Raw genomic sequence first — 19,656 nt, 5'->3', positions numbered from 1 at the left:
TATCATTAGAGTGAAAGAGGAGGACATATTTTTGAATCAAACATTTTTATATCTTCACCTTACAAAAAAACTCGCCTAAGCGAGTTTTTTTAATTTCTTGGGGTTCATTTTAAGTCAAGTTCTAATCTGTTGATGGCTGTAACTTGGGTTTGGTTTTTCTAAAACTATGAATTTTATTATTAATGTCATCAATAAATGTATAGACAACTGGAATGACCAAAAGTGATAAGAACGTACTGGTGATCAAACCACCAATCACAGAAATCGCCATAGGTGCTCTAAAGCTTGGATCAGTTCCAATTCCTAAAGCAATCGGTAACATACCTGCACCCATTGCCAGTGTTGTCATAATAATTGGACGTGCTCGTTTATGACAGGCATCGAGTAGGGCATTGAAACGTGAATATTGCCGTTCGTTTCTGGCGAGAATTGCATAATCGACAAGGAGAATGGAGTTTTTACTGGCGATTCCCATCAACATAATTAAACCAATGAGGCTCGGCATTGAAAAACTACTTTTAGCGAATAGAAGGAGTACGAAAGCACCGCCGAGTGACAAGGGTAATGCAACCAAGATAGTGATGGGTTGTAAAAAGTCTTTAAATAATAATACCAAGACTACATAGATACATAGTACGCCTGTGAGCATGGCTAAACCGAAGCTGGCAAATAATTCTGCCATAACTTCTGCATCACCTATATCTGTTCTTTTAACTGTAGGTGGTAAATTTTTCATGGTTGGAAGCTGATCAACGGCAGCAGCAATATCACCCAAAGGCTGATTATTTAACTCAATGCTGAAATTAATATTGCGTAGTCGGTTAAAGCGATCAATTTGTGAGGGACCACTTTCAATTTCGACTTGCGCAATAGTCCCTAGCATTACGGGGCCTTTAGTACCATTGATCATCAAGCGCTTAATCAAATCTTGATCTTGGCGTGCAGCTAAAGGAAGTTTAATCACAATCGGAATTTGACGTTGAGAAAGGTTGAGTTTCGCAAGATTTTGATCAAAATCACCAGCTGTCGCAACACGAACAGTCTCCGCAATATTTTGAGTGGTTACGCCAAGGTCTGCAGCTTTAGAAAAGTCTGGACGAATCACTAATTCAGGACGAATTAGCGCAGCACTCGATGTAATACTCCCGATATTGGGGATTGTACGAATTTCACGTTCAAGTTGCCGTGCTGTCGCGATGAGCGTATCAGAATCATCACCAGACAGTGAAATTTGAAATTGACTATTATTACCCGCAATGCCTACCTCTATACGCCCACCTGGGAGTACAACGAGGCGCTCACGTAAATCATTTTCAATTTCTTGTAAGCTTACTGAACGGTCAGAACGGTCTGTAAGTTGGATCGTTAGTGTTGCTTTTCGTGGTTCACTGGATGCTCCACTAGCAAAAGGATCTGTACCCGCTGAACCACCACCAATAGTGGTGTATATACTTTTAACTTCGCTATTTGCTTTAATTAAATTACGTGCATATTCTGCGGCTTTCAGCGTATCTGCAAACTGTGATCCTGGTGGAAGCTCCACACGAACTTGAGTTTGTCCAGTATCAGGAGGTGGAACAAAGCCTGTCGGCAAAAGTGGAATAAGTAAGATAGAACCAATAAAGAATAAAATAGCGCCAGATAATGTGATCCAGCGATGATGAATACACCATGTCACCATACTCATATAGGTACGCATGACACGCCCATCTTTGCTTCGATCTTGAACTAATTCCTTTTCACCATGATCAGTTGAAACTATATGTTCTTGTTCATTTAGTGGTGTTTGTTCAATTGTGTCTGTCTCCCCGTGAGGTTTAATCCACGGTTTGAGAAAGTAAGCAGACATCATCGGTGTGAGTAATCGTGCAACTAAGAGTGAAGCAAAAATTGCTAAAGCCGCAGTCCAACCAAATTGGACAAAAAACTTCCCCGCAATTCCACTCATAAATGCGGTGGGTAAGAAAACTGCAATGAGTGTAAATGTCGTTGCAATCACGGCTAAACCGATTTCATCGGCAGCTTCCATTGCAGCTTCATAGGGCGTTTTCCCCATCCGCAAATGCCGTATGATATTTTCAATTTCAACAATGGCATCATCAACCAGTATCCCCACGACCAGTGACATCGCGAGCAGGGTAACTGTGTTTAATGTAAAGCCAAGATAATACATTCCAATCAAAGCAGGTAAGATTGAAAGTGGAAGCGCTGTAGCTGCAATGATTGTGGCTCGCCAATCTCTTAAAAATAACCAAACCACTAAAATCGCAAGAATCGCACCTTCATATAGTAACGACATTGAGCCTTTGTAGTTATCGCTAACTGGATTTACAAAGTTAAATGCTTCGGTAATTTGGATATCTGGATAGGTGGCTTTAAGTTTATCTAAAGCTTCTTTGACGCCTATTTCGACGTCTACCTCACTTTCACCCTTACTTCGCGTGATTTCAAACCCAATCACTGGATGACCATTCAACAGCGCAACAGATCTCCGCTCCGCAAGTCCATCTCGTACAGTCGCAACTTGATCCAAACGGACATGTTGCCCACTACTGAGTGGAATTTCCATTGCCGCGATTTCAGCCGCTGTTTTTACAGTCGCAATGGTACGAATGGATTGCTCACTTCCGCCGATCTTGGTTTGTCCACCAGAAGCTTCTTGTTGTACTAGGCGCAGTTGGCGGGTGACATCAGTCGCTGTTGCATTTAAAGCCAGTAATTTTTCAGGGTCAAGTTCAACATCAACTTGCCGTGTGACACCGCCAACACGTGAAACAGCACCTACGCCTTTAACTTTGAGCATGGTTCGAGCCACATCGTAGTCTACAAACCAAGACAGTGCCTCCTCATCCATTCGAGGGGATTGGATGGTATAGGTTAAAATCGGCGAACCTGAAAGATTAATTTTGCTGACAATCGGATCACGAAGATCGGCGGGTAAATCAGAGCGGACTTGAGAAACAGCATTACGAACGTCATCTACGGCTTCTTGTAGCGGCTTTTCCAGTTGAAATTCAGCAGTAATCGTAACCACACCATCTTTGATACTGGCGTATTGATTTTTTAAGCCTTGAATCGTGGCGATTGAATTCTCAATTTTACGTGCAACTTCAGTTTCTAGCTGTGGCGGAGCTGCACCTGGTAGGGCTGCACTCACTGTGACCATTGGCAATTCAATGTCTGGAAAATGTTGGACTTTCATCCACTTAAAACAAAGTAATCCTGCCAAACCCAGCATGATAAATAATAAAATCGATGGTATTGGGTTGCGAATAGACCATGCGGAGAAATTCATCCTATTTCTCCTGTGTCGTCACAAGCTGTTTACTGAGAGGAGTGTCAGGAATATTTTGCCCAATTTTCACCAAATCCCCATCGGCTAAGAACCCTGTACCTGTAGCGACTAATTTGACATTTTCTGCTACATCTAAAATTTCAACGCGATCATTTAAGCGTCTACCAAGGGTTACTTTCTGTTGAGTAACACGATGATCTTTACCGATTATAAACACATAAGAAAAACCATCACGAAGCAACACTGCTGTTTGTGGAACGGTGATCGCAGACTTTTCTCCAAGATCAAATTCACCTTTCACGAACATGCCCATACGAACTGCATCTGTGTTCGGAATATCTACATAGACCAGACCATAACGTGTTTGAGGATCAATCACAGGTGCAATCATTCTGACCGTTCCTGTGATTTTTGGACGGTTTGGGTCAGGTGAAGTAATTTGAACTGTATTGCCTTGTTTTAATTTATAGAGATCAGTCGCTGTGACTTCTGCACGCCATTCCAAGCGGTCGTCACGAATCATACGAAACATTTCTTGCCCAGTTTGTGCCAAAGAGCCGACTGTTGCAGCACGTGCTGAAATCACACCGTTGTCTGGGGCAATTACTTGCGTCTGAGATAAGCGTATTTGATTACTATCGATTTGCGCTTTGGCAGCATCCAATTTGGCTTGTGCTGTACTTTGTGAGGTCAGGTATTTAGTCGCTTCTTGTTGAGAAATTGCACCCGTGTTTTTAAGTTGTTGAATTCTTTGATTGTTAATGCTTGCATCAGCAAGAACCGCTTTGGCTTCTGCATAATTGGCTTTCGCTGTGGCTAAGTCTGCACGAATACTTTCATTATTGATCTCTGCTAAAACTTGACCACGTTTGACAGCATCGCCAATATTGACATTGACTTTGGTAATGCGTTGTCCTGAAAGTTCACTTCCGATTACGACTTCTTGCCATGCTGCAATATTGCCATTGGCGGTTAGACTCTGTTGCCAGTTTTGTATTTCAGGCTGAGTGACTGTCACAGTGAGAGCAGGCTTTGCTGTTTCTGTGGCTGTAGTATTCTGCGTATCAGACGCTTTTTTATTAGAAAATTTATAAGCAATTAAAGCAATAATAAAAGCTAAAATGATCACAATAAGAGCGATCCATACTTTTGAACTTATGCTTTTTTTCTGCAAAGGATCATGCAAAGTCATTTTTAACTTTTAAATAAACCAAGATAGCTCAGTATGTCTAAGTGATGAATCATTGGTCAAGAGGATATTACTTAAGTTTTAAGGAATAAAGTTTGAGAGTAGGGTGAAAGAATCATCTTATATCAAGGAGTGTTGACACTTAACAGTTCTGTTCAATAAAAGCAGGGTCTATACCTTGGCTAGAGCTATAAGTGTATAAGCTTGAGTTCGGTTATAGTGTGGTATAGATAAGCATATAAAAGATAATAAAGGTTTAAATAAAAATCATTATCATTTAATATTGTGTCGATTAAATTTCTGATCTTTTAGACCTCCCATGTTAAAAATTAAACCGTTGATTGTGCTCATGGCACTCGCAACCAATACAGCAGTTGTTCATGCAGAACAACTTGAAAACTCCACTAGCACTGCTACAAGTGATCATACACAACAATTGAGTACGATCACCGTTCAAGCCAGCGCTGATGCATCTGCAGATGGTTTAACACCTGAATTTGCAGGTGGTCAAGTCGCAACAGGTGGTAAGGTGGGCGTATTTGGAAATCAAAATAATCTAGATACACCATTTAGTTTAACAAGCTATACCAATCAATATATTCAAGATCGCCAAGCAGAAAGTGTAGGTGATGTTTTACAAGCAGATTCAGCGGTACGAACTGCAAAAGGTTTTGGTAATTTTCAAGAAGCTTATTTCATCCGTGGTTTTATCTTAGCATCTGATGATACTGCTTATAACGGATTGTATGGGATTTTACCTCGTCAATATATTCCAACTGAACTTTTTGAACGTGTTGAAGTATTCAAAGGTGCTTCAGCATTTTTAAATGGTGCAATACCTGGCGGGACAGGAATTGGTGGTTCAATTAACCTCTTACCAAAGCGAGCTGGAAATGAGCCACTCAATCGTGTGAGTGCAGGTACAGATTTTAATGGTGGTTATCTTTCTACGGATGTCGCAAGACGTTTCGGTGAAGATGATAAATTCGGTATCCGTGTTAATGCTGCATACCGTGGTGGAAATACTGAAATTGACAAAGAAGATAATTCATTGGGATTAGCTTCTATTGCAATGGATTATAAAGGTGATCAATTACGTCTTTCAGGTGATTTGGGGTATAACAATAACCGTTTGAAATCGAATCGCCCAAGTTTACGTTTAACTAATGCTGTGACTTCACTTCCAAGTGCCTCGCAATATGCAAATTATCATGGTCAATCATGGACATATTCTAATGAGGAAGATTTGTTTGGCAGTTTCCGTGCTGAGTATGATTTGAGCGATGCAACAACAGCTTATGCTGCTTATGGTTTCCGAAAAACTGAAGAAGATGGTGTCTATTCGAGTCAGCAACTAAGCAATACGGCAACAGGAGCGACAAAATTATCAGCTTCTACAATTCCTCGTAAAGACACCAATCAAACTGCTGAAATTGGTGTAAAGACGAAATTTGAAATAGGTGCATTAAAGCATAACGTCGTGGCTTCTAGTTCAATTTACCGTGCAGATAAACGTTATAGTTATGGTTATGCAACAAGTTTAGATGATAATTTCTATAACCCTATTTATACATCAGATTCTAAAATTGACAAATGGTTAGGGGCTGCTGGTACATATCCAAAAGCAGGTTTAAGCACGCTAAGAAGTATAGCTTTAGGTGATAATATTTCTGCATTGAATGATCGCTTAACAGTCATGCTTGGTGCTCGTTATCAAGAAATTGATCAAGACGTTTATTCATACGGGACATATAAGTACAACATCAGTGAAAATAAAGTTACACCTGCTTTAGGTGTAAGTTATAAATTGACACCTGAAGTGGCGGTTTATGCAAACTATATTGAAGCACTCGTCCAAGGCGATGCAATTCAGGATAGTGTTGGGAATAATTTTATTGCCGATCCTTTTGTTTCTAAGCAGAAAGAGCTGGGCTTAAAGTATGAAAATGATCATATCGGCGGTGGATTAAGTTATTTCTACACAGATCGTCAAAAGGCTTCTGTGAATACTGCGGGTACTCCACAATTGAGCCAAGCAACCAATATTCACCAAGGTATTGAGTTTAATGCTTATGGGCAATTAACAGATTCTGTGAAACTTTTAGGTGGAGCAACTTGGATTAATACGAAACAGAAGGATACTTTCCAAGGTTTATACAATGGTAATCGCGTTATTGGTGTTCCTGAGTTTCAAGCTAACGTTGAAGCAGATTGGAAATTACCAATTGAACAAGATGTAAGTGTGAATGGTCGTGTGGTTTATACAGGTTCTACTTATGCAAATAATGCCAACACATTAAAATTGAATGATTGGACACGTGTAGATTTGGGTGCGAGCTACAAGACTCAATTTAAAAATGTACCAACGACATTAAATTTCTCAGTGAGTAATGTTTTTGATAAAGATTACTGGGCTTCAGCATCAGTAAATGATTATTCTTATTTATCATTGGGTGACCCGCGTACATTTAAAATAGGTGCGACTTTTGATTTTTAATACATGACGGATAAGAAAATGCCCCAAAATCGGGGTATTTTTTATATAGCTAAATGACGATTAAATTGGCATTATAAAATCGTTTTTAAGCGTTTTATAACTTCTTCACATTGTGCAATATCTGCAACCAAAGCCATACGCACATGACCTTCACCTGGGTTGCCTTGTTCCGTTTCACGAGATAGATAACGACCTGGTAAAACTTTGATATGGGCTTTTTCCATCAACATTTTCGCAAAATTTTCATCATGATCGACTTTTAGCCAGTAGTAAAAACCTGCATCTGGTTTTTGAAGTGGTAGTAGATGGCTAAGTTCATTTTGAAATAATTCAAATTTGGCACGATACAATTTACGATTTTCTTCAACATGCACTTCATCATTCCAAGCCACGATTGATGCTAGTTGGTGCTGAACAGGCATTGCAGCGCCGTGATAAGTACGGAATTTCAAATAAGGTTTGAGTAAATTTGCATCGCCTGCAACAAAGCCTGAACGCATACCTGGTAAATTTGAACGCTTAGAGAGGGAGTGGAAAACGATACAATTTTTATAATCGTCACGACCCATTTCAGCACAAACTTCTAAAAGACCGACAGGTGCTTGGTCAAACCATAATTCTGAATAACACTCATCAGATGCAATGACAAAGTCGTATTGGTCAGAGAGTGCAATTAATTTTTTAAACTGTTCTTTTGATAGTACCGCACCTGTCGGATTACCTGGTGTGCAGACAAAAAGTAATGCAGTTTTTTCCCATACTTCAGCAGGGACTGCATCAAAATCACCGAGGTAGTGATTTTCTTCAGTACAGTTAATGAAGTAAGGTTTAGCTCCAGCAAGAAGTGTTGCACCCTCATAGATTTGATAGAACGGATTTGGCATCACCACATAAGGTGCTTCTTCACGGTTAATCAAAGCTTGTACAAAAGAGAAAATACCCTCACGCGTACCCGTTACTGGAATAACATGATCTTCAGCGCTGATCGAATTTAATTTAAAACGATCGCTTAACCAATTGGCAATGCTTTGACGCAGTTCAGGCAAACCCTTGCTATTTGGATAGGTTGAAAGATGCTGAAAATTATCAATAATAGCTTGTTTCACAAACTCAGGTGCAGGGTGCTTTGGCTCACCGATTGAGAGTGGAATCAAAGGCAAATTTGCAGGTTTTACATCCTGAAAAAGTTGAGTTAATTTTTCAAAAGGATAAGGATGTAATAAAGACAAACTAGAGTTCATGAAACAATTACCACAATAAATTGAATGATTAAAAATAGGTGAAAATTAATGTTGCTCAAAAATTTGACTTGAGGCTTCATCTAAAGCGGCTTTTAATTTTGCGCTAAAGGCTTCAACTTCTTCATCATTTAAAGGTTTACCATCTTTTTTGGTGACAAAGAAAATATCTTCTACTTTCTCACCGAGTGTCGCAATTCTAGCAGAATGTATATCTAAACCTTGCATCATAAATAGACCACCAATGCGAGCCAATAAGCCTGGTTGGTCAAGGGTGGAAATTTCCACCATATTTTGTTGCAAGACATCATTTAGTGTTACATCGACAGTATTTTCAATATCAAAATGACGCAGTTGACGTGGAATACGACGTTGCATTAAACCTGGATATTTATCAGACTCACTTAAGGCTTTTATAAGTGCATCTTTCACGGTTTCTTCACGTTCACGATCAGTCACCAAAGTGCCGAAACGATCCAAGACCACATAAGTGTCCAAACTAAAAGCTTTGGTCGCAGTGATGATTCGTGCATCCTGAACATCGAGGTTCATACGGTCTAAAATCGCCACGGTTGTTGCAAATAAATTTGGCTGATCTTGAGTATAAATAAAGATCTGCACAGCATCTTGTGCTGCTTTTCGGTGCGGTCGCATGAGCACTAATGGTGCAGGGTTGTCACCATGCTGTAAAATGGCGCGGGTATGCCATGCAATTTCATCGGCAGATTCTTTTAAGAAATATTCATCACCCAGTTCTTGCCAAACTTTTTCGACTTGATCCAGTGGAAATTCATCGACTAATTTTTCACTGGCTGCAAATTTAGTGTCTTCGATTAACATTTGATAATCGACAGGGCGACCCAATCCAGAACGAATTACATCACGTGCATGTGTATAAAGTTGGCGCATCAGTGAAGAGCGCCACGTATTCCACAGCTTAGGGTTGGTCGCATTAATATCTGCTACAGTTAATGTGTAGAGATAATCCAAATGCTCCATATCTCCAATTTTTTCAGCAAACTCTTTGACCACATCTGGGTCAGAAATATCTTTTTTCTGTGCCGTCATCGACATCAGTAAATGGTTATGAATCAGGTAGGCAACCAGATTGCATTCACGTTCAGTAAAACCATGTGCGGCACAGAACTCGATTGCATCTACAGCACCAAGCTCACTGTGGTCACCCCCACGACCTTTGGCAATGTCATGGAATATCGCAGCTAAAAATACAATGTCACGACGAACAAGACGTTGGAATACAGAACTGACAACAGGGTAGTCTTTGGCAAATTCAGGTTCTTTAAAGCGATTTAAATTACGAATCAACAATAAAGTATGTGCATCAACGGTATAGATATGGAACAAGTCATATTGCATCAGCCCCATGATTTGCCCAAAAGCAGGAATATAATTGCCTAAAACACCATAGCGCTTCATTGCAACCATCGTTTCATACAAACGGTATGGAGAACGAATAATCGCCATAAATAAAGCTTGATGCGCAGGGTTGTTTCTATAATTTTGGTCAATACGTTTGGCAGCTAAAGTGAGCAAACGTAGAGTGCGCGCACGAATCCCTTCAATTTCGGGACGATTCGCCATGATGTAAAAAATTTCTAAAATTGCACTTGGATTTTCAGAAAAAATCTTATGATGTTGAACTGCAAGCTTGCCATCAACTAGTTTGAAATGTTCGTTAATATTTTCAATTTGTCGTTCATAATCAGGCAAACGTGGCGTAATGACTGATTCATTGAAATAAGCCAATAACATTTCATTTAAGGTTGAAACCTGTTGCGCTGTGCGATAATAGCGCTTCATGAATTGTTCAATTGGATAATTATGGTGTTGTTCTTCGGTACGTGTATAACCGAATTTTGCAGCTATATCGCGTTGATAATCAAATAATAAGCGATTTTCATCACGTTTCGTTAAACGATGTAAATGATGACGAATTTCCCAAAGGAAGTTTTCTGCTTCTTCGAGTACGCCCAATTCAAACTCAGAAATAAAACCTAAATGGACAAGGTCATAAATACGATTGACACGGAAATGACGTTTGGCAATCCAGCCAATTTGGTTAATGTCACGGATTCCGCCTGGCGCATTTTTAATATCAGGTTCTAAGTTGCTTTCAGTATTATTGTGTTGCGCATAACGATGCGCTTGCTCAGCCATTTTCGCATCGAAAAAGGTTTTATCTGTCCACGTTTGTGATACGACTCGACGTGGCCATTTGGAAAGATGAGAGTTACCTGTGATTAAACGAGCTTCGATCAACGAAGTGGCAACCGTTAAATCACTGGTTGCTTGTTCAAAGCAACAACGAATAGTACGTACACTAATGCCAGGTTTAAAATTACCGACATCCCAAAGTGTTGAGATAAAATCCGTCACAACTTTTTCTTGTTCAGCAGAGAGATCCTCTTCTGACAAAATCATGATGTCGACATCAGAATAGGGCAACATTTCACGTCGCCCATAACCACCGACTGCAAATAAACCCAAATCAGTTTGACCAAGCCCTGAACGCTTCCACAAATATGTTAAAGCTTCATCGACAAGGTTTGAACGTGTGCGAACAATTTCACGTATCGACGTGCCATGATCATACGCCTCTGTTAACTGTTGCTCGACATCGGTACGCCATTGATTGAGTATCTTAATGTCGTGAGTGTCGTTTACATATTCCAACAGTGGAGAGGTGTTGATCATGAATCTTTTGTCCGCAAATTTATAGGTTAATTATGAAAGTCTTAAAAGACTAATTAACAATGACTTTTGAAGTAGCTTCTTGTGCAAGTTCACGCGCTTGATCTGTTGTTTCAGCACGCGCTGTTGCTACGCCCATACGACGACGTTTAAATCCTTCAGGCTTTCCGAATAGACGTAAATCTGTCGCAGGATTTTGTAATGCAAGATTTAAGCCAGAATAGGAAAGGTTGCTCGCATCCTTTCCAGCATAAATTACCGCACTGGCTGCAACACTATGACGTTCAGTATTCACTGGTAAACCTAAAATCGCACGTGCATGAAGTTCAAATTCGCTTTGGAATTGTGATGCAAGTGTGACTAAGCCTGTATCGTGTGGGCGAGGTGATACCTCACTAAACCATACTTTATCGCCTTTTACAAACAGTTCAACGCCAAAAATCCCACATCCACCAAGGGCTACAGTGACTTTATTGGCAATACGTTTTGCTTCTTCTAAAGCAGCCTCGGTCATGGCTTGAGGTTGCCAGCTTTCTACATAGTCACCTGAATCTTGACGGTGTCCAATTGGGTCACAGTATGAAGTTTCAATTACACCTGTTTCCGGATTTTTTGAACGGACTGTAAGTAAAGTAATTTCAAAGTCAAAATCAATTTGTGATTCAACAATTACAGTGCCTTGATTTACACGACCGCCCGTTTGCGCATATTCCCAAGCTGCATCGACTTCAGCATATTCTTTGACACGTGATTGTCCTTTACCTGAAGAAGACATCACAGGTTTAACAAAGTTTGGATAACCGATGTCATCACAAGCTGCACGGAAGCTTTCTAAAGTGCTGGCAAAACGATAAGCAGAGGTTGGTAATCCAAGTTCTTCAGCAGCTAAACGACGGATACCTTCACGGTTCATGGTGAGATTTACTGCTTTTGCAGATGGAATCACGGTCGCAATATTTTCTTGTTCTATTTCGACTAAGACTTGTGTTGCAATGGCTTCAATTTCAGGAACAATAAGATTCGGTTTTACTTTTTGAATCAGTGCTTTTAATTCTGTAGGATCTGCCATATTTAAGGCATAAGAGAAATGAGCAACTTGCATGGCGGGTGCATCTTCATAGCGGTCTGCCGCGTGAACTTCTACACCAAGTCTTTGTAGTGAAATCACCACTTCTTTACCGAGTTCTCCTGAACCTAACAGTAAAACTTTAAACGCAGATGATTGAAGTGGAGTGCCAAGGGTAACGCTCATGCTTTTCTTCCATGCTTTGGGTTAGTGGTTTTAAGCATAGCAGAACTATGGACTGTGTAGCGCTTTGATTGACATAAAATCGTATTTTTTGTTGGATAAAAACCTAAGAAACTCGGATAGAATAAAAGTAATAATTTCGAAAAAAATGATATTGAAATGGATGAAGAAATTTACAATTCAAAATGTAGGCAGAGGTATTTAAGCTTTAACCAATATATCAAGTTAAAAAATGAAACTTTAGGGACAATTGAACTTTTTAAAATACAGCCAACAGGAGTTGGAAAGTCATTACATGAGAGATGGTTGTATTCGAAAGCGATTGTGGCTGAAAATAGCTTTTTATTGTGGCGTTTAGAATATACGGCGGGTAAGAATATTGATGATTTAAGAAAAGATTTTGAACATGTCATTTCTTTTTATGAGCAGTATGCTAGTGCGTTAAGAACATATCATAAAGATAATAATAGAAGTGTATTTGATCTAGAAAATGTAAATGAATATTGTGAATATATTGGGTTAATTAGTATATGTTATCTTTTGCATTTAAAAAGTCTCATTAGACGTGTAGCAACACTAGTTGATGGTGTAGAGCGGATGAATGCTGGACAGGATTGGTTAATCGAAGAATTTCTATCGTTTGGAGATTTAGAAAGATATGATTGTGAATCTGCGTTAGTTCCTCAACCCTATTTAAATTTGTGCGAAGCATTTTCAGCACAAGATAATGATGTTTCATATTTATTTTTAAGAAAATTTTTAAAAAATTGGTACAGTGAACTTAAGGCAACATCATGGCATGATACACATAAAAGTAGTCAGGGATATTACGGTTATTGGAGTTTTGAAACGGCATGTTCTGTTATACTGTTAGAATTAGACTCTGATGAAGAGTTTCAACAATCAGTATATTATCCTAAAGATTTAGTAAATTTTTATAAAAATTACCAATGAAATTTGTTTATAAAGATATATACGTATAAACCACACCATACGCCAAAGCAGCAGTCAACGTCGCTAAAACAATACGTTTAAATTTAAAATACAATCCAGTCAGTACGATAAAACCAACTAACATGGCAAAGCTTTTATTCGGTGTTTCTATTAATGGTGGAAGTGTTGCAACAACAAGCATCGAACTGATTGCAGCAATTCCGATACTACCTAAAGCGATTTTTAGCCATGTCGCACCACGATTCTGAGTGTTTTTCTGACTCTTTTGAATCACATAAAATGGACCAAAGCGCGATGCAAAATTTGCAATACCGACCAAGATGCCCACTAAAATAATCTGTAGATCCATGTTAAACACTCACTTCATCTTGTTGTTTTAAAACATAATGCTTAAATAACCCTGCTAAAATACCTGATGTAATACCAATAAAAATCGCAGCAGACATATTGATGAAATAGCACGCCAAAGCAGAAACAATCAAAGATACAGCAACGACAAAAGTATGCTTTTTCTCAAAGGCAGCAAGTAAGAAACTTAAGAATAGTGCAGGGAGTAGGAAATCTAAAGCAGCTTGTAGGAATTGAGGTAAATCACTGACTTGGTCGGCAAATAAACCACCTAAAAAAGATCCCAATGCCCAAGATAACCAACTAAAAAGACTTAAGCCGAGCATCCAAGATTCTGACCATTCCTGACGTCTTTGCGAAAGTTTGATCATTCCTGCGGCAAAAACCTCATCGGTCAAACCCCAAGACCAGATTGCAGTTTTCTTTAAGTTTAAACGATCTTGAATCAGGTTTTGCAAGGCTGGACCATAGAGTACATGCCGAATATCTAAAGCGATGACAGTCAAAGCTGTCATCCAGATCGAAGTCCCACTACCGAGTAAAGCAACAACAAGGAATTGACTCGCACCCGCATACATAGAACAAGAGAGGAATAAAGCTTCCCAAGCACTAAAACCAAATTGAGTTGCAGAAACGCCGAAGGCAAAAGAAACGGGGAGGTAAGTAAAAATAATAGCTTGACTATCTTTAGCACCTTGCCAAAAGCCAGCAGTTTGAACTGGAGGATTGTGCTCGGACACAGGACACCTAAAACGCAGAATAAAACAAAAGGTAAATTCAAGATTGAGTATTCTACCTGAATTTACTAGCATAGTACCGAATTGTTTAAGTAGGCGTAACTTTATGTTCGCAAATCAGTCGAAATTATTATTGAGTATCGCTTTGATTCTCGCTGGATTGAGTTTACAAGCATGTGGTAATTCATCTGACGAAGCAAAACCTAAATATGAAGTAAAACCTGCACCTAAACTGACCAATGACGCGACCGCCTACGCCAATGCAGCGTGGAAACTCATTAACGAAGTTGATCCTTTTGTTTATCGTAAACAATTGAATCTTATTGAAAATAATGTCAGAAAACCAGTGCGTAAGTTAAGTACAGATTGGCGTATCAATGTAAAAATGACTGATTCAGTGACTGAAGGTAAATATGCTTTATGTCGAAAAGCACTAACCAGCTTAGACACATGGGCGCGCTCAACACTTGAAAAAGATAAACAAATGCAAAAAAATCAACTTAATTACGAGCGTGATAAAGCACAGTGTAAAGAGGCGATTGATAATCCAAGTCTTGGCAATACAAAGGCGAATAATAATATTTTCTAATAGCTCTATTCTGAGCTTTTAAGACTATAGCCTCTAAGATTAAAAATAGAAAAATGGCGAGTCATTTCACTCGCCATTTTTGTATGAGCATGATTTTAAATAAAAATCTGCTAGTCTATCGCCTTATGGTTTCAAAGGATTAGTCGTTGCTGTTTTAACCGCTTTATCCTTTGTAGCAGTTACTTTTACATCAGCTTTTGCCTTTGTTACATCAGCTTTTGCATTCGTATTATCTACTTTGGTTTTGGTTGCTGTTTCAGTTTTTACTTTAGCAGCTGTCACATCAGTTTTTGCTTTGTTTGCAACTTGATTTGGTTTTTCAGCAACTGCTTTCGTTGCGGTAGTCGCTTTTTCTTTTGATTTCGTTGTATCTGCTTTTGCTTTAGTTGCCGTAGTTGTTGCTTTAGTCGCAGCTGGAGCACCAGATGCAGGAACACATTTTCCACCTTTATGATTCGGACCTGTACCGCCAACCAATGTCGTACCTTTAGGACATGCAAAAGCAGAAGCGCTAAGTACAGTAAATAATCCAGCTGTGATGTATGTTGTGATTTTTTTCATTCGTTTCAACTTGTTTTTTGATGGCATTAGCGCCTAATGAGAATGTAATATTTTGAAGAATATTTGAAAAGAGGGTAATCGTGAATTAAAGCAGTAATTTATAGGATTAATGCATCTTTTTTTATCTTTTAATGTTGAATTAAGTAACTATTTTGAAGTCATCAATTTATTGTTTTATATTTTACGTGGACTTATACCAAGATATTTATGCTGTGATATAAAATTATTTTTATATTTAAAATAATGGTTTAGCTTAGATGGAGTGGATAGATAAGCACTTACAATAAAACAGAAATATTGTACTCAAAGATGCTTAATCATGATGTTGCGCAATCTGATAAAGCTGTTCAATATTCAAAATTTCAATTTTTTTAAATGCAATTTTTAAAATGCCTTGTTGTTCAAGGGCATGTAACTCTTGGTTAATGGTTTGTCTGGAACATTTCAGCATCAGTGCCAATTGCTCTTGGGATAGGTGAATGGTGTTATTTTCGATCTGCACGTGATTACCATAGCCATTTAAAATAAAGACAAGGCGTTGTGCTAAGCGCTGTTGAATGTGTTGAGTCTGAATTGAAATTAATTCTAAAAATGCTAAGCGTAGCTTTTGACTGGTGAGCTGAGCGATATGAAACCAAAATTGTGGATTGTCGTTGAGCATGTTTTGAATGGCATGATCAGGAATTTGCAAAATTCTACAAGTTGTCACGGCAATGGCATCATGCGATCTCGGCTGTTGATCGACGAGAGAAATTTCCCCAAACCACATAATCGGTTCAACAATAGCAGCGACAGATTCATTGCCTTCAATATCGATATAGCCTAAGCGAACACGACCTTCTAAAACTGCATAAATTCCATTGAAAGTATCACCAGATCTAAAAATCGCTTGGTTACGTTCATAACTTTGATATGCAGAATGTTGCTGAATAAACTGTTGAAATAATTCAGGTAGTTGCGAATACCATAAATTATTATTGAGTAATTCAATATCCTTTGAATTCAGCACTAGTCATCCTTTTAATTTTGATTAATTTGGGGGCCTAAAATATCGTATTTGTCAGCTAGCCGACAACTCATAACTTGAAATTTTTATATAGTGAAAACATTAACAGAACAAGGATGTAGCAAATGACCAAGTTAGAACAACTTTTAAGCCAATATGCAGCATATCATTTAGATCATAAAAATGTATTGACGCATTTTATTGGTATTCCGATGATTGTTTTTTCAATCATGTGCTTAACAGCAAGAGCTGGCTTTGTGGTGTCAGGCTTTGAAATAACACTCGCCTTAATTTTATTGGTTTTAAATGTGATTTACTATTTTAGCTTAGATAAAGCCTTTGGTTTACTCATGCTGGTAATTTATGCGATTGCCTATCCATTTGCTTATAAAATTGCACAATTGGGCATGGGCGCTTGGTTAACAATCAGCATAGGAACTTTTGTGGTGGGTTGGGTTTTTCAATTCGTTGGACATTTCTATGAAAAGAAAAAGCCTGCATTTGTCGATGATCTTGTCGGTCTAGCAATTGGTCCATTATTTGTTTTGGCTGAAGCTGTTTTTTTATTGGGTTTCCGTAAAGATCTACAAGCAAAAATGTTAGAAGAGGCAAGACAGCAACGTCATGCGATGGATGAAAAATCTTTACAAACAGTGCATGCTAAATAGAGAATTTGAATTGAATAAGCCTCTTTAAATTGATTTACAGGGGCTTATTGGTGCATATTTACTTATAGATCGCTTTATTCAGAATACAAATTCTTTGATGAATAAAATCAGTCCAAAGAAGAGGATTGCAATTCCGATGCAGAATTTTAATCTTTTCATGAGTGGATGATTAAAGTTTGGCATGCTAGAGGTTGCTATTTCATTGTATAGCTTCTAAATAACGACGATTGACTTCTTGCCAATTCACCACATTAAAAAATGCACCAATATATTCAGGACGACGGTTTTGATATTTTAAATAATAAGCATGTTCCCAGACATCCAAAGCTAGAATTGGTGTATTGCCATGCATTAAAGGTGAATCTTGGTTGGCACTACTTTCAACGATGATTTTCTTTTCAGGTGTAACACTCAACCATGCCCAACCACTGCCAAAACGGGTTAAAGCAGCTTTGGTGAAAGCATCTTTAAATGTATCAAAACCACCTAATTCTTGTTCAATTGCCAGTGAAATTTGACCAACAGGTTGTCCACCACCTTGAGGACTCATGATTGTCCAAAATAAACTGTGATTGGCATGTCCGCCTGCATTGTTGATTACATTATTTTTAAGTTCAGTAGGGACTTCATTGACTTTTTTTACCAGTTCTTCTACTGAAAATTTTTCCCATTCAGTTCCTTCGATCGCAGCATTGATATTATTGATATAGGTTTGGTGATGCTTGGTATGATGGATTTCCATTGTTTTTGTATCAATGTTAGGTTCAAGCGCATCGTATGCATAAGGGAGTTGAGGAAGAGTATAAGCCATTAAATTGAACCTTGTGTTTATTTGATAATGAGAATTATTATTAAATAAAAATTATGATTATGCAAATCTTTATCCTTTAGTTCGATACTGTTTAGTTTGAGAGGGCGTTGAATATTTTAAGTGAGCGTATACAGTATTTTGATTTTTAATGACTTTAAAATAAAAAAACCACCCTGATCAAGGATGGTTTTGTTGAACTTAAATGTTCGGAAAATTACACGTTAAAACGGAAGTGTAATACGTCGCCATCTTGAACAACGTAAGTTTTACCTTCTAAACGCCATTTACCCGCTTCTTTTGCGCCGTTTTCACCGTTGTATTGAACAAAGTCATCATAGGCTACACATTCAGCACGGATAAAGCCTTTTTCAAAATCAGTGTGAATTACGCCAGCCGCTTGAGGAGCAGTCGCACCAATTTTCACAGTCCAGGCACGTACTTCCTGTACACCCGCTGTAAAGTAAGTTTGCAGACCCAAAAGACCATAACCTGCACGAATCACCACGTTTAGACCAGGTTCTTCCATGCCCAAAGCTTCCAGGAATTCAGCACGATCTTCATCTTCAAGTAATGAAATTTCAGCTTCGATTTGGTTGCAAAGTGGCACTACAATTGCATTTTCTTCAGCAGCTAACTTTTTCACAGCTTCTAAATGTGGGTTATTATCAAAACCATCTTCAGCAACGTTCGCGATGTACATCGTTGGTTTTAAAGTCATTAAACCAAAACCACGAACCAATTTACGCTCATCATCATCAAGGTCTGCGGCACGTGCAGGTTTACCTTCATCCAGTAAAGGCTGAATTTTTTCTAAAACTGCTTTAACAGCAATCGCTTCTTTGTCGCCACCTTTTGCAGATTTTGTTAAACGTAATAAAGCTTTAGCAACAGCATCTAAATCTGCAAGTGCAAGTTCAGTATTGATGGTTGCGATGTCATCTAATGGGTCAATTTTACCATTAACATGAATCACGTTTTCATCTTCAAAACAACGAACGACATGTGCAATCGCATCTGTTTCACGGATGTTTGCAAGGAATTGGTTACCCAAACCTTCACCTTTAGATGCACCAGCGACTAAACCTGCAATATCAACGAATTCCATCGTTGTTGGAATCACACGTTGTGGTTTAACGATCTCAGTCAATTTGTCTAAACGTGGATCAGGTACAGGAACGATACCTGTGTTTGGTTCAATCGTACAAAATGGGAAGTTTTCCGCAGCAATAGCAGCTTTAGTCAATGCATTGAAAAGTGTAGATTTACCCACGTTCGGCAAGCCGACAATACCGCAATTAAAACCCATGAAATAACTCACAAAGTGTTATATAAAAATTGCCGATGATTTTACATGAAAGCGCTGATAAAGTCAGGTCTAAGATATAGGATTTATATAATTCAAAGAATCATAAATGGTTGCGTATCTAAAAATGGAGACTTTAAGTTTGCAGGAACAAATCAAGCAAATAAAATTGGCATTTCGGAAAGTAGAGCGTTCTTCACGTTTGCAGTGGCTTTTTGAACATTATCCAATCACAGCTAAAGATTATTATATTGCTTATTTTTTGATAGCTAGTGATACATGGAATAAATCACAACGTAGGGCGATTCTTGAATATTATTTACAAACCATACCTCACGCATCTGAACAATATTATTTAAAGCTACTAAAAGTTATTCCATTAGCTGAATTCATTGAAGTTATTGATAGGATCAAAATGAAATTAAATGATGCAGACTTGGATTTACTGAACTATTATTTAAATCCTATTCTACGAGAAAGGGGCTATATAATTTAACCC

16 protein-coding genes are annotated in these 19,656 nt (G+C 38.4%); 5 read left to right on the top strand and 11 right to left on the bottom strand.

Annotation, left to right across the window (positions count from 1 at the left end; genetic code table 11):
* Positions 1–121: 121 nt before the first annotated feature.
* Positions 122–3,295, bottom strand: a complete 3,174-nt coding sequence (locus tag EXE09_RS09060) for an efflux RND transporter permease subunit (protein ID WP_130117055.1) — start codon at positions 3,293–3,295, stop codon at positions 122–124.
* A gap of 1 nt (position 3,296) precedes the next feature.
* Positions 3,297–4,487, bottom strand: a complete 1,191-nt coding sequence (locus EXE09_RS09055; protein ID WP_130117054.1) for an efflux RND transporter periplasmic adaptor subunit — start codon at positions 4,485–4,487, stop codon at positions 3,297–3,299.
* A 316-nt stretch (positions 4,488–4,803) separates the two neighbouring features.
* Here EXE09_RS09055 and EXE09_RS09050 point away from each other — a divergent pair, with 316 nt between their 5' ends.
* Complete coding sequence (locus EXE09_RS09050) at positions 4,804–6,981, top strand: TonB-dependent receptor (protein WP_130117053.1); 2,178 nt, start codon at positions 4,804–4,806, stop codon at positions 6,979–6,981.
* Positions 6,982–7,052: 71 nt separating this feature from the next.
* Here the strand turns inward: EXE09_RS09050 and dapC are convergent, their stop codons facing one another.
* From dapC to purT, 3 genes are read right to left on the bottom strand one after another with little or no spacing between them, the layout of a single operon-like run.
* Complete coding sequence (gene dapC / locus EXE09_RS09045) at positions 7,053–8,222, bottom strand: succinyldiaminopimelate transaminase (protein WP_130117052.1); 1,170 nt, start codon at positions 8,220–8,222, stop codon at positions 7,053–7,055.
* A 45-nt stretch (positions 8,223–8,267) separates the two neighbouring features.
* A complete protein-coding gene (gene glnD / locus EXE09_RS09040) occupies positions 8,268–10,934 on the bottom strand; it encodes a [protein-PII] uridylyltransferase (RefSeq protein ID WP_130117051.1) in 2,667 nt (888 codons plus the stop codon).
* A gap of 49 nt (positions 10,935–10,983) precedes the next feature.
* Positions 10,984–12,183: a formate-dependent phosphoribosylglycinamide formyltransferase gene (gene purT / locus EXE09_RS09035; RefSeq protein ID WP_130117050.1), complete on the bottom strand. Its 1,200-nt coding sequence runs from the start codon at positions 12,181–12,183 to the stop codon at positions 10,984–10,986.
* Between the two features lie 156 nt (positions 12,184–12,339).
* Between purT and EXE09_RS09030 the strand changes: the two genes are divergently transcribed.
* Entirely contained in the window at positions 12,340–13,134 is a 795-nt protein-coding gene (locus EXE09_RS09030) for a PoNe immunity protein domain-containing protein (protein WP_130117049.1), read from the top strand.
* 7 nt (positions 13,135–13,141) lie between these two features.
* Here EXE09_RS09030 and ygaH read toward each other — a convergent pair whose 3' ends face one another.
* Together ygaH and EXE09_RS09020 are read right to left on the bottom strand one after the other, a co-directional pair.
* Positions 13,142–13,483, bottom strand: coding sequence for an L-valine transporter subunit YgaH (gene ygaH, locus EXE09_RS09025; protein WP_130117048.1), 342 nt, complete (start codon positions 13,481–13,483; stop codon positions 13,142–13,144).
* A gap of 1 nt (position 13,484) precedes the next feature.
* Positions 13,485–14,222, bottom strand: a complete 738-nt coding sequence (locus EXE09_RS09020; RefSeq protein ID WP_130117047.1) for an AzlC family ABC transporter permease — start codon at positions 14,220–14,222, stop codon at positions 13,485–13,487.
* 103 nt (positions 14,223–14,325) lie between these two features.
* Between EXE09_RS09020 and EXE09_RS09015 the strand changes: the two genes are divergently transcribed.
* Positions 14,326–14,808 (top strand): hypothetical protein, encoded by a 483-nt coding sequence (locus EXE09_RS09015; protein ID WP_130117046.1) that lies wholly within the window; start codon positions 14,326–14,328, stop codon positions 14,806–14,808.
* Between the two features lie 123 nt (positions 14,809–14,931).
* Here EXE09_RS09015 and EXE09_RS09010 read toward each other — a convergent pair whose 3' ends face one another.
* Both EXE09_RS09010 and EXE09_RS09005 read right to left on the bottom strand, forming a co-directional pair.
* Positions 14,932–15,369, bottom strand: coding sequence for a hypothetical protein (locus EXE09_RS09010; RefSeq protein WP_130117045.1), 438 nt, complete (start codon positions 15,367–15,369; stop codon positions 14,932–14,934).
* A 313-nt stretch (positions 15,370–15,682) separates the two neighbouring features.
* A complete protein-coding gene (locus EXE09_RS09005) occupies positions 15,683–16,378 on the bottom strand; it encodes a Crp/Fnr family transcriptional regulator (protein WP_130117044.1) in 696 nt (231 codons plus the stop codon).
* Positions 16,379–16,500: 122 nt separating this feature from the next.
* Here EXE09_RS09005 and EXE09_RS09000 point away from each other — a divergent pair, with 122 nt between their 5' ends.
* Positions 16,501–17,043, top strand: coding sequence for a DUF962 domain-containing protein (locus EXE09_RS09000; protein ID WP_130117043.1), 543 nt, complete (start codon positions 16,501–16,503; stop codon positions 17,041–17,043).
* A 199-nt stretch (positions 17,044–17,242) separates the two neighbouring features.
* Here the strand turns inward: EXE09_RS09000 and EXE09_RS08995 are convergent, their stop codons facing one another.
* Positions 17,243–17,854, bottom strand: a complete 612-nt coding sequence (locus EXE09_RS08995) for a superoxide dismutase (protein ID WP_130117042.1) — start codon at positions 17,852–17,854, stop codon at positions 17,243–17,245.
* A gap of 214 nt (positions 17,855–18,068) precedes the next feature.
* On the bottom strand, positions 18,069–19,160 hold the full coding sequence (gene ychF, locus EXE09_RS08990) for a redox-regulated ATPase YchF (protein ID WP_130117041.1): 1,092 nt from the start codon (positions 19,158–19,160) through the stop codon (positions 18,069–18,071).
* Between the two features lie 106 nt (positions 19,161–19,266).
* Between ychF and EXE09_RS08985 the strand changes: the two genes are divergently transcribed.
* Entirely contained in the window at positions 19,267–19,653 is a 387-nt protein-coding gene (locus EXE09_RS08985; RefSeq protein ID WP_130117040.1) for a hypothetical protein, read from the top strand.
* Positions 19,654–19,656: the final 3 nt, after the last annotated feature.

This window comes from Acinetobacter sp. WCHAc060025 (assembly GCF_004209355.1).
Classification (GTDB): domain Bacteria; phylum Pseudomonadota; class Gammaproteobacteria; order Pseudomonadales; family Moraxellaceae; genus Acinetobacter; species Acinetobacter wuhouensis.
Note: the sequence above shows the minus strand (reverse complement) of the source record. Positions and strands in the feature narration are given on the sequence as shown.

What these genes read in the sequence shown, in the direction of transcription:
- EXE09_RS09060 (WP_130117055.1), bottom strand. Translation starts at nt 3,295, where the DNA reads ATGAATTTCTCCGCATGGTCTATTCGCAACCCAATACCATCGATTTTA.
- EXE09_RS09055 (WP_130117054.1), bottom strand. Translation starts at nt 4,487, where the DNA reads ATGACTTTGCATGATCCTTTGCAGAAAAAAAGCATAAGTTCAAAAGTA.
- ychF (WP_130117041.1), bottom strand. Translation starts at nt 19,160, where the DNA reads ATGGGTTTTAATTGCGGTATTGTCGGCTTGCCGAACGTGGGTAAATCT.
- EXE09_RS09010 (WP_130117045.1), bottom strand. Translation starts at nt 15,369, where the DNA reads ATGAAAAAAATCACAACATACATCACAGCTGGATTATTTACTGTACTT.
- EXE09_RS09000 (WP_130117043.1), top strand. Translation starts at nt 16,501, where the DNA reads ATGACCAAGTTAGAACAACTTTTAAGCCAATATGCAGCATATCATTTA.
- ygaH (WP_130117048.1), bottom strand. Translation starts at nt 13,483, where the DNA reads ATGGATCTACAGATTATTTTAGTGGGCATCTTGGTCGGTATTGCAAAT.
- EXE09_RS09030 (WP_130117049.1), top strand. Translation starts at nt 12,340, where the DNA reads ATGGATGAAGAAATTTACAATTCAAAATGTAGGCAGAGGTATTTAAGC.
- EXE09_RS09015 (WP_130117046.1), top strand. Translation starts at nt 14,326, where the DNA reads ATGTTCGCAAATCAGTCGAAATTATTATTGAGTATCGCTTTGATTCTC.
- dapC (WP_130117052.1), bottom strand. Translation starts at nt 8,222, where the DNA reads ATGAACTCTAGTTTGTCTTTATTACATCCTTATCCTTTTGAAAAATTA.
- EXE09_RS08995 (WP_130117042.1), bottom strand. Translation starts at nt 17,854, where the DNA reads ATGGCTTATACTCTTCCTCAACTCCCTTATGCATACGATGCGCTTGAA.
- purT (WP_130117050.1), bottom strand. Translation starts at nt 12,183, where the DNA reads ATGAGCGTTACCCTTGGCACTCCACTTCAATCATCTGCGTTTAAAGTT.
- EXE09_RS08985 (WP_130117040.1), top strand. Translation starts at nt 19,267, where the DNA reads ATGGTTGCGTATCTAAAAATGGAGACTTTAAGTTTGCAGGAACAAATC.
- glnD (WP_130117051.1), bottom strand. Translation starts at nt 10,934, where the DNA reads ATGATCAACACCTCTCCACTGTTGGAATATGTAAACGACACTCACGAC.
- EXE09_RS09050 (WP_130117053.1), top strand. Translation starts at nt 4,804, where the DNA reads ATGTTAAAAATTAAACCGTTGATTGTGCTCATGGCACTCGCAACCAAT.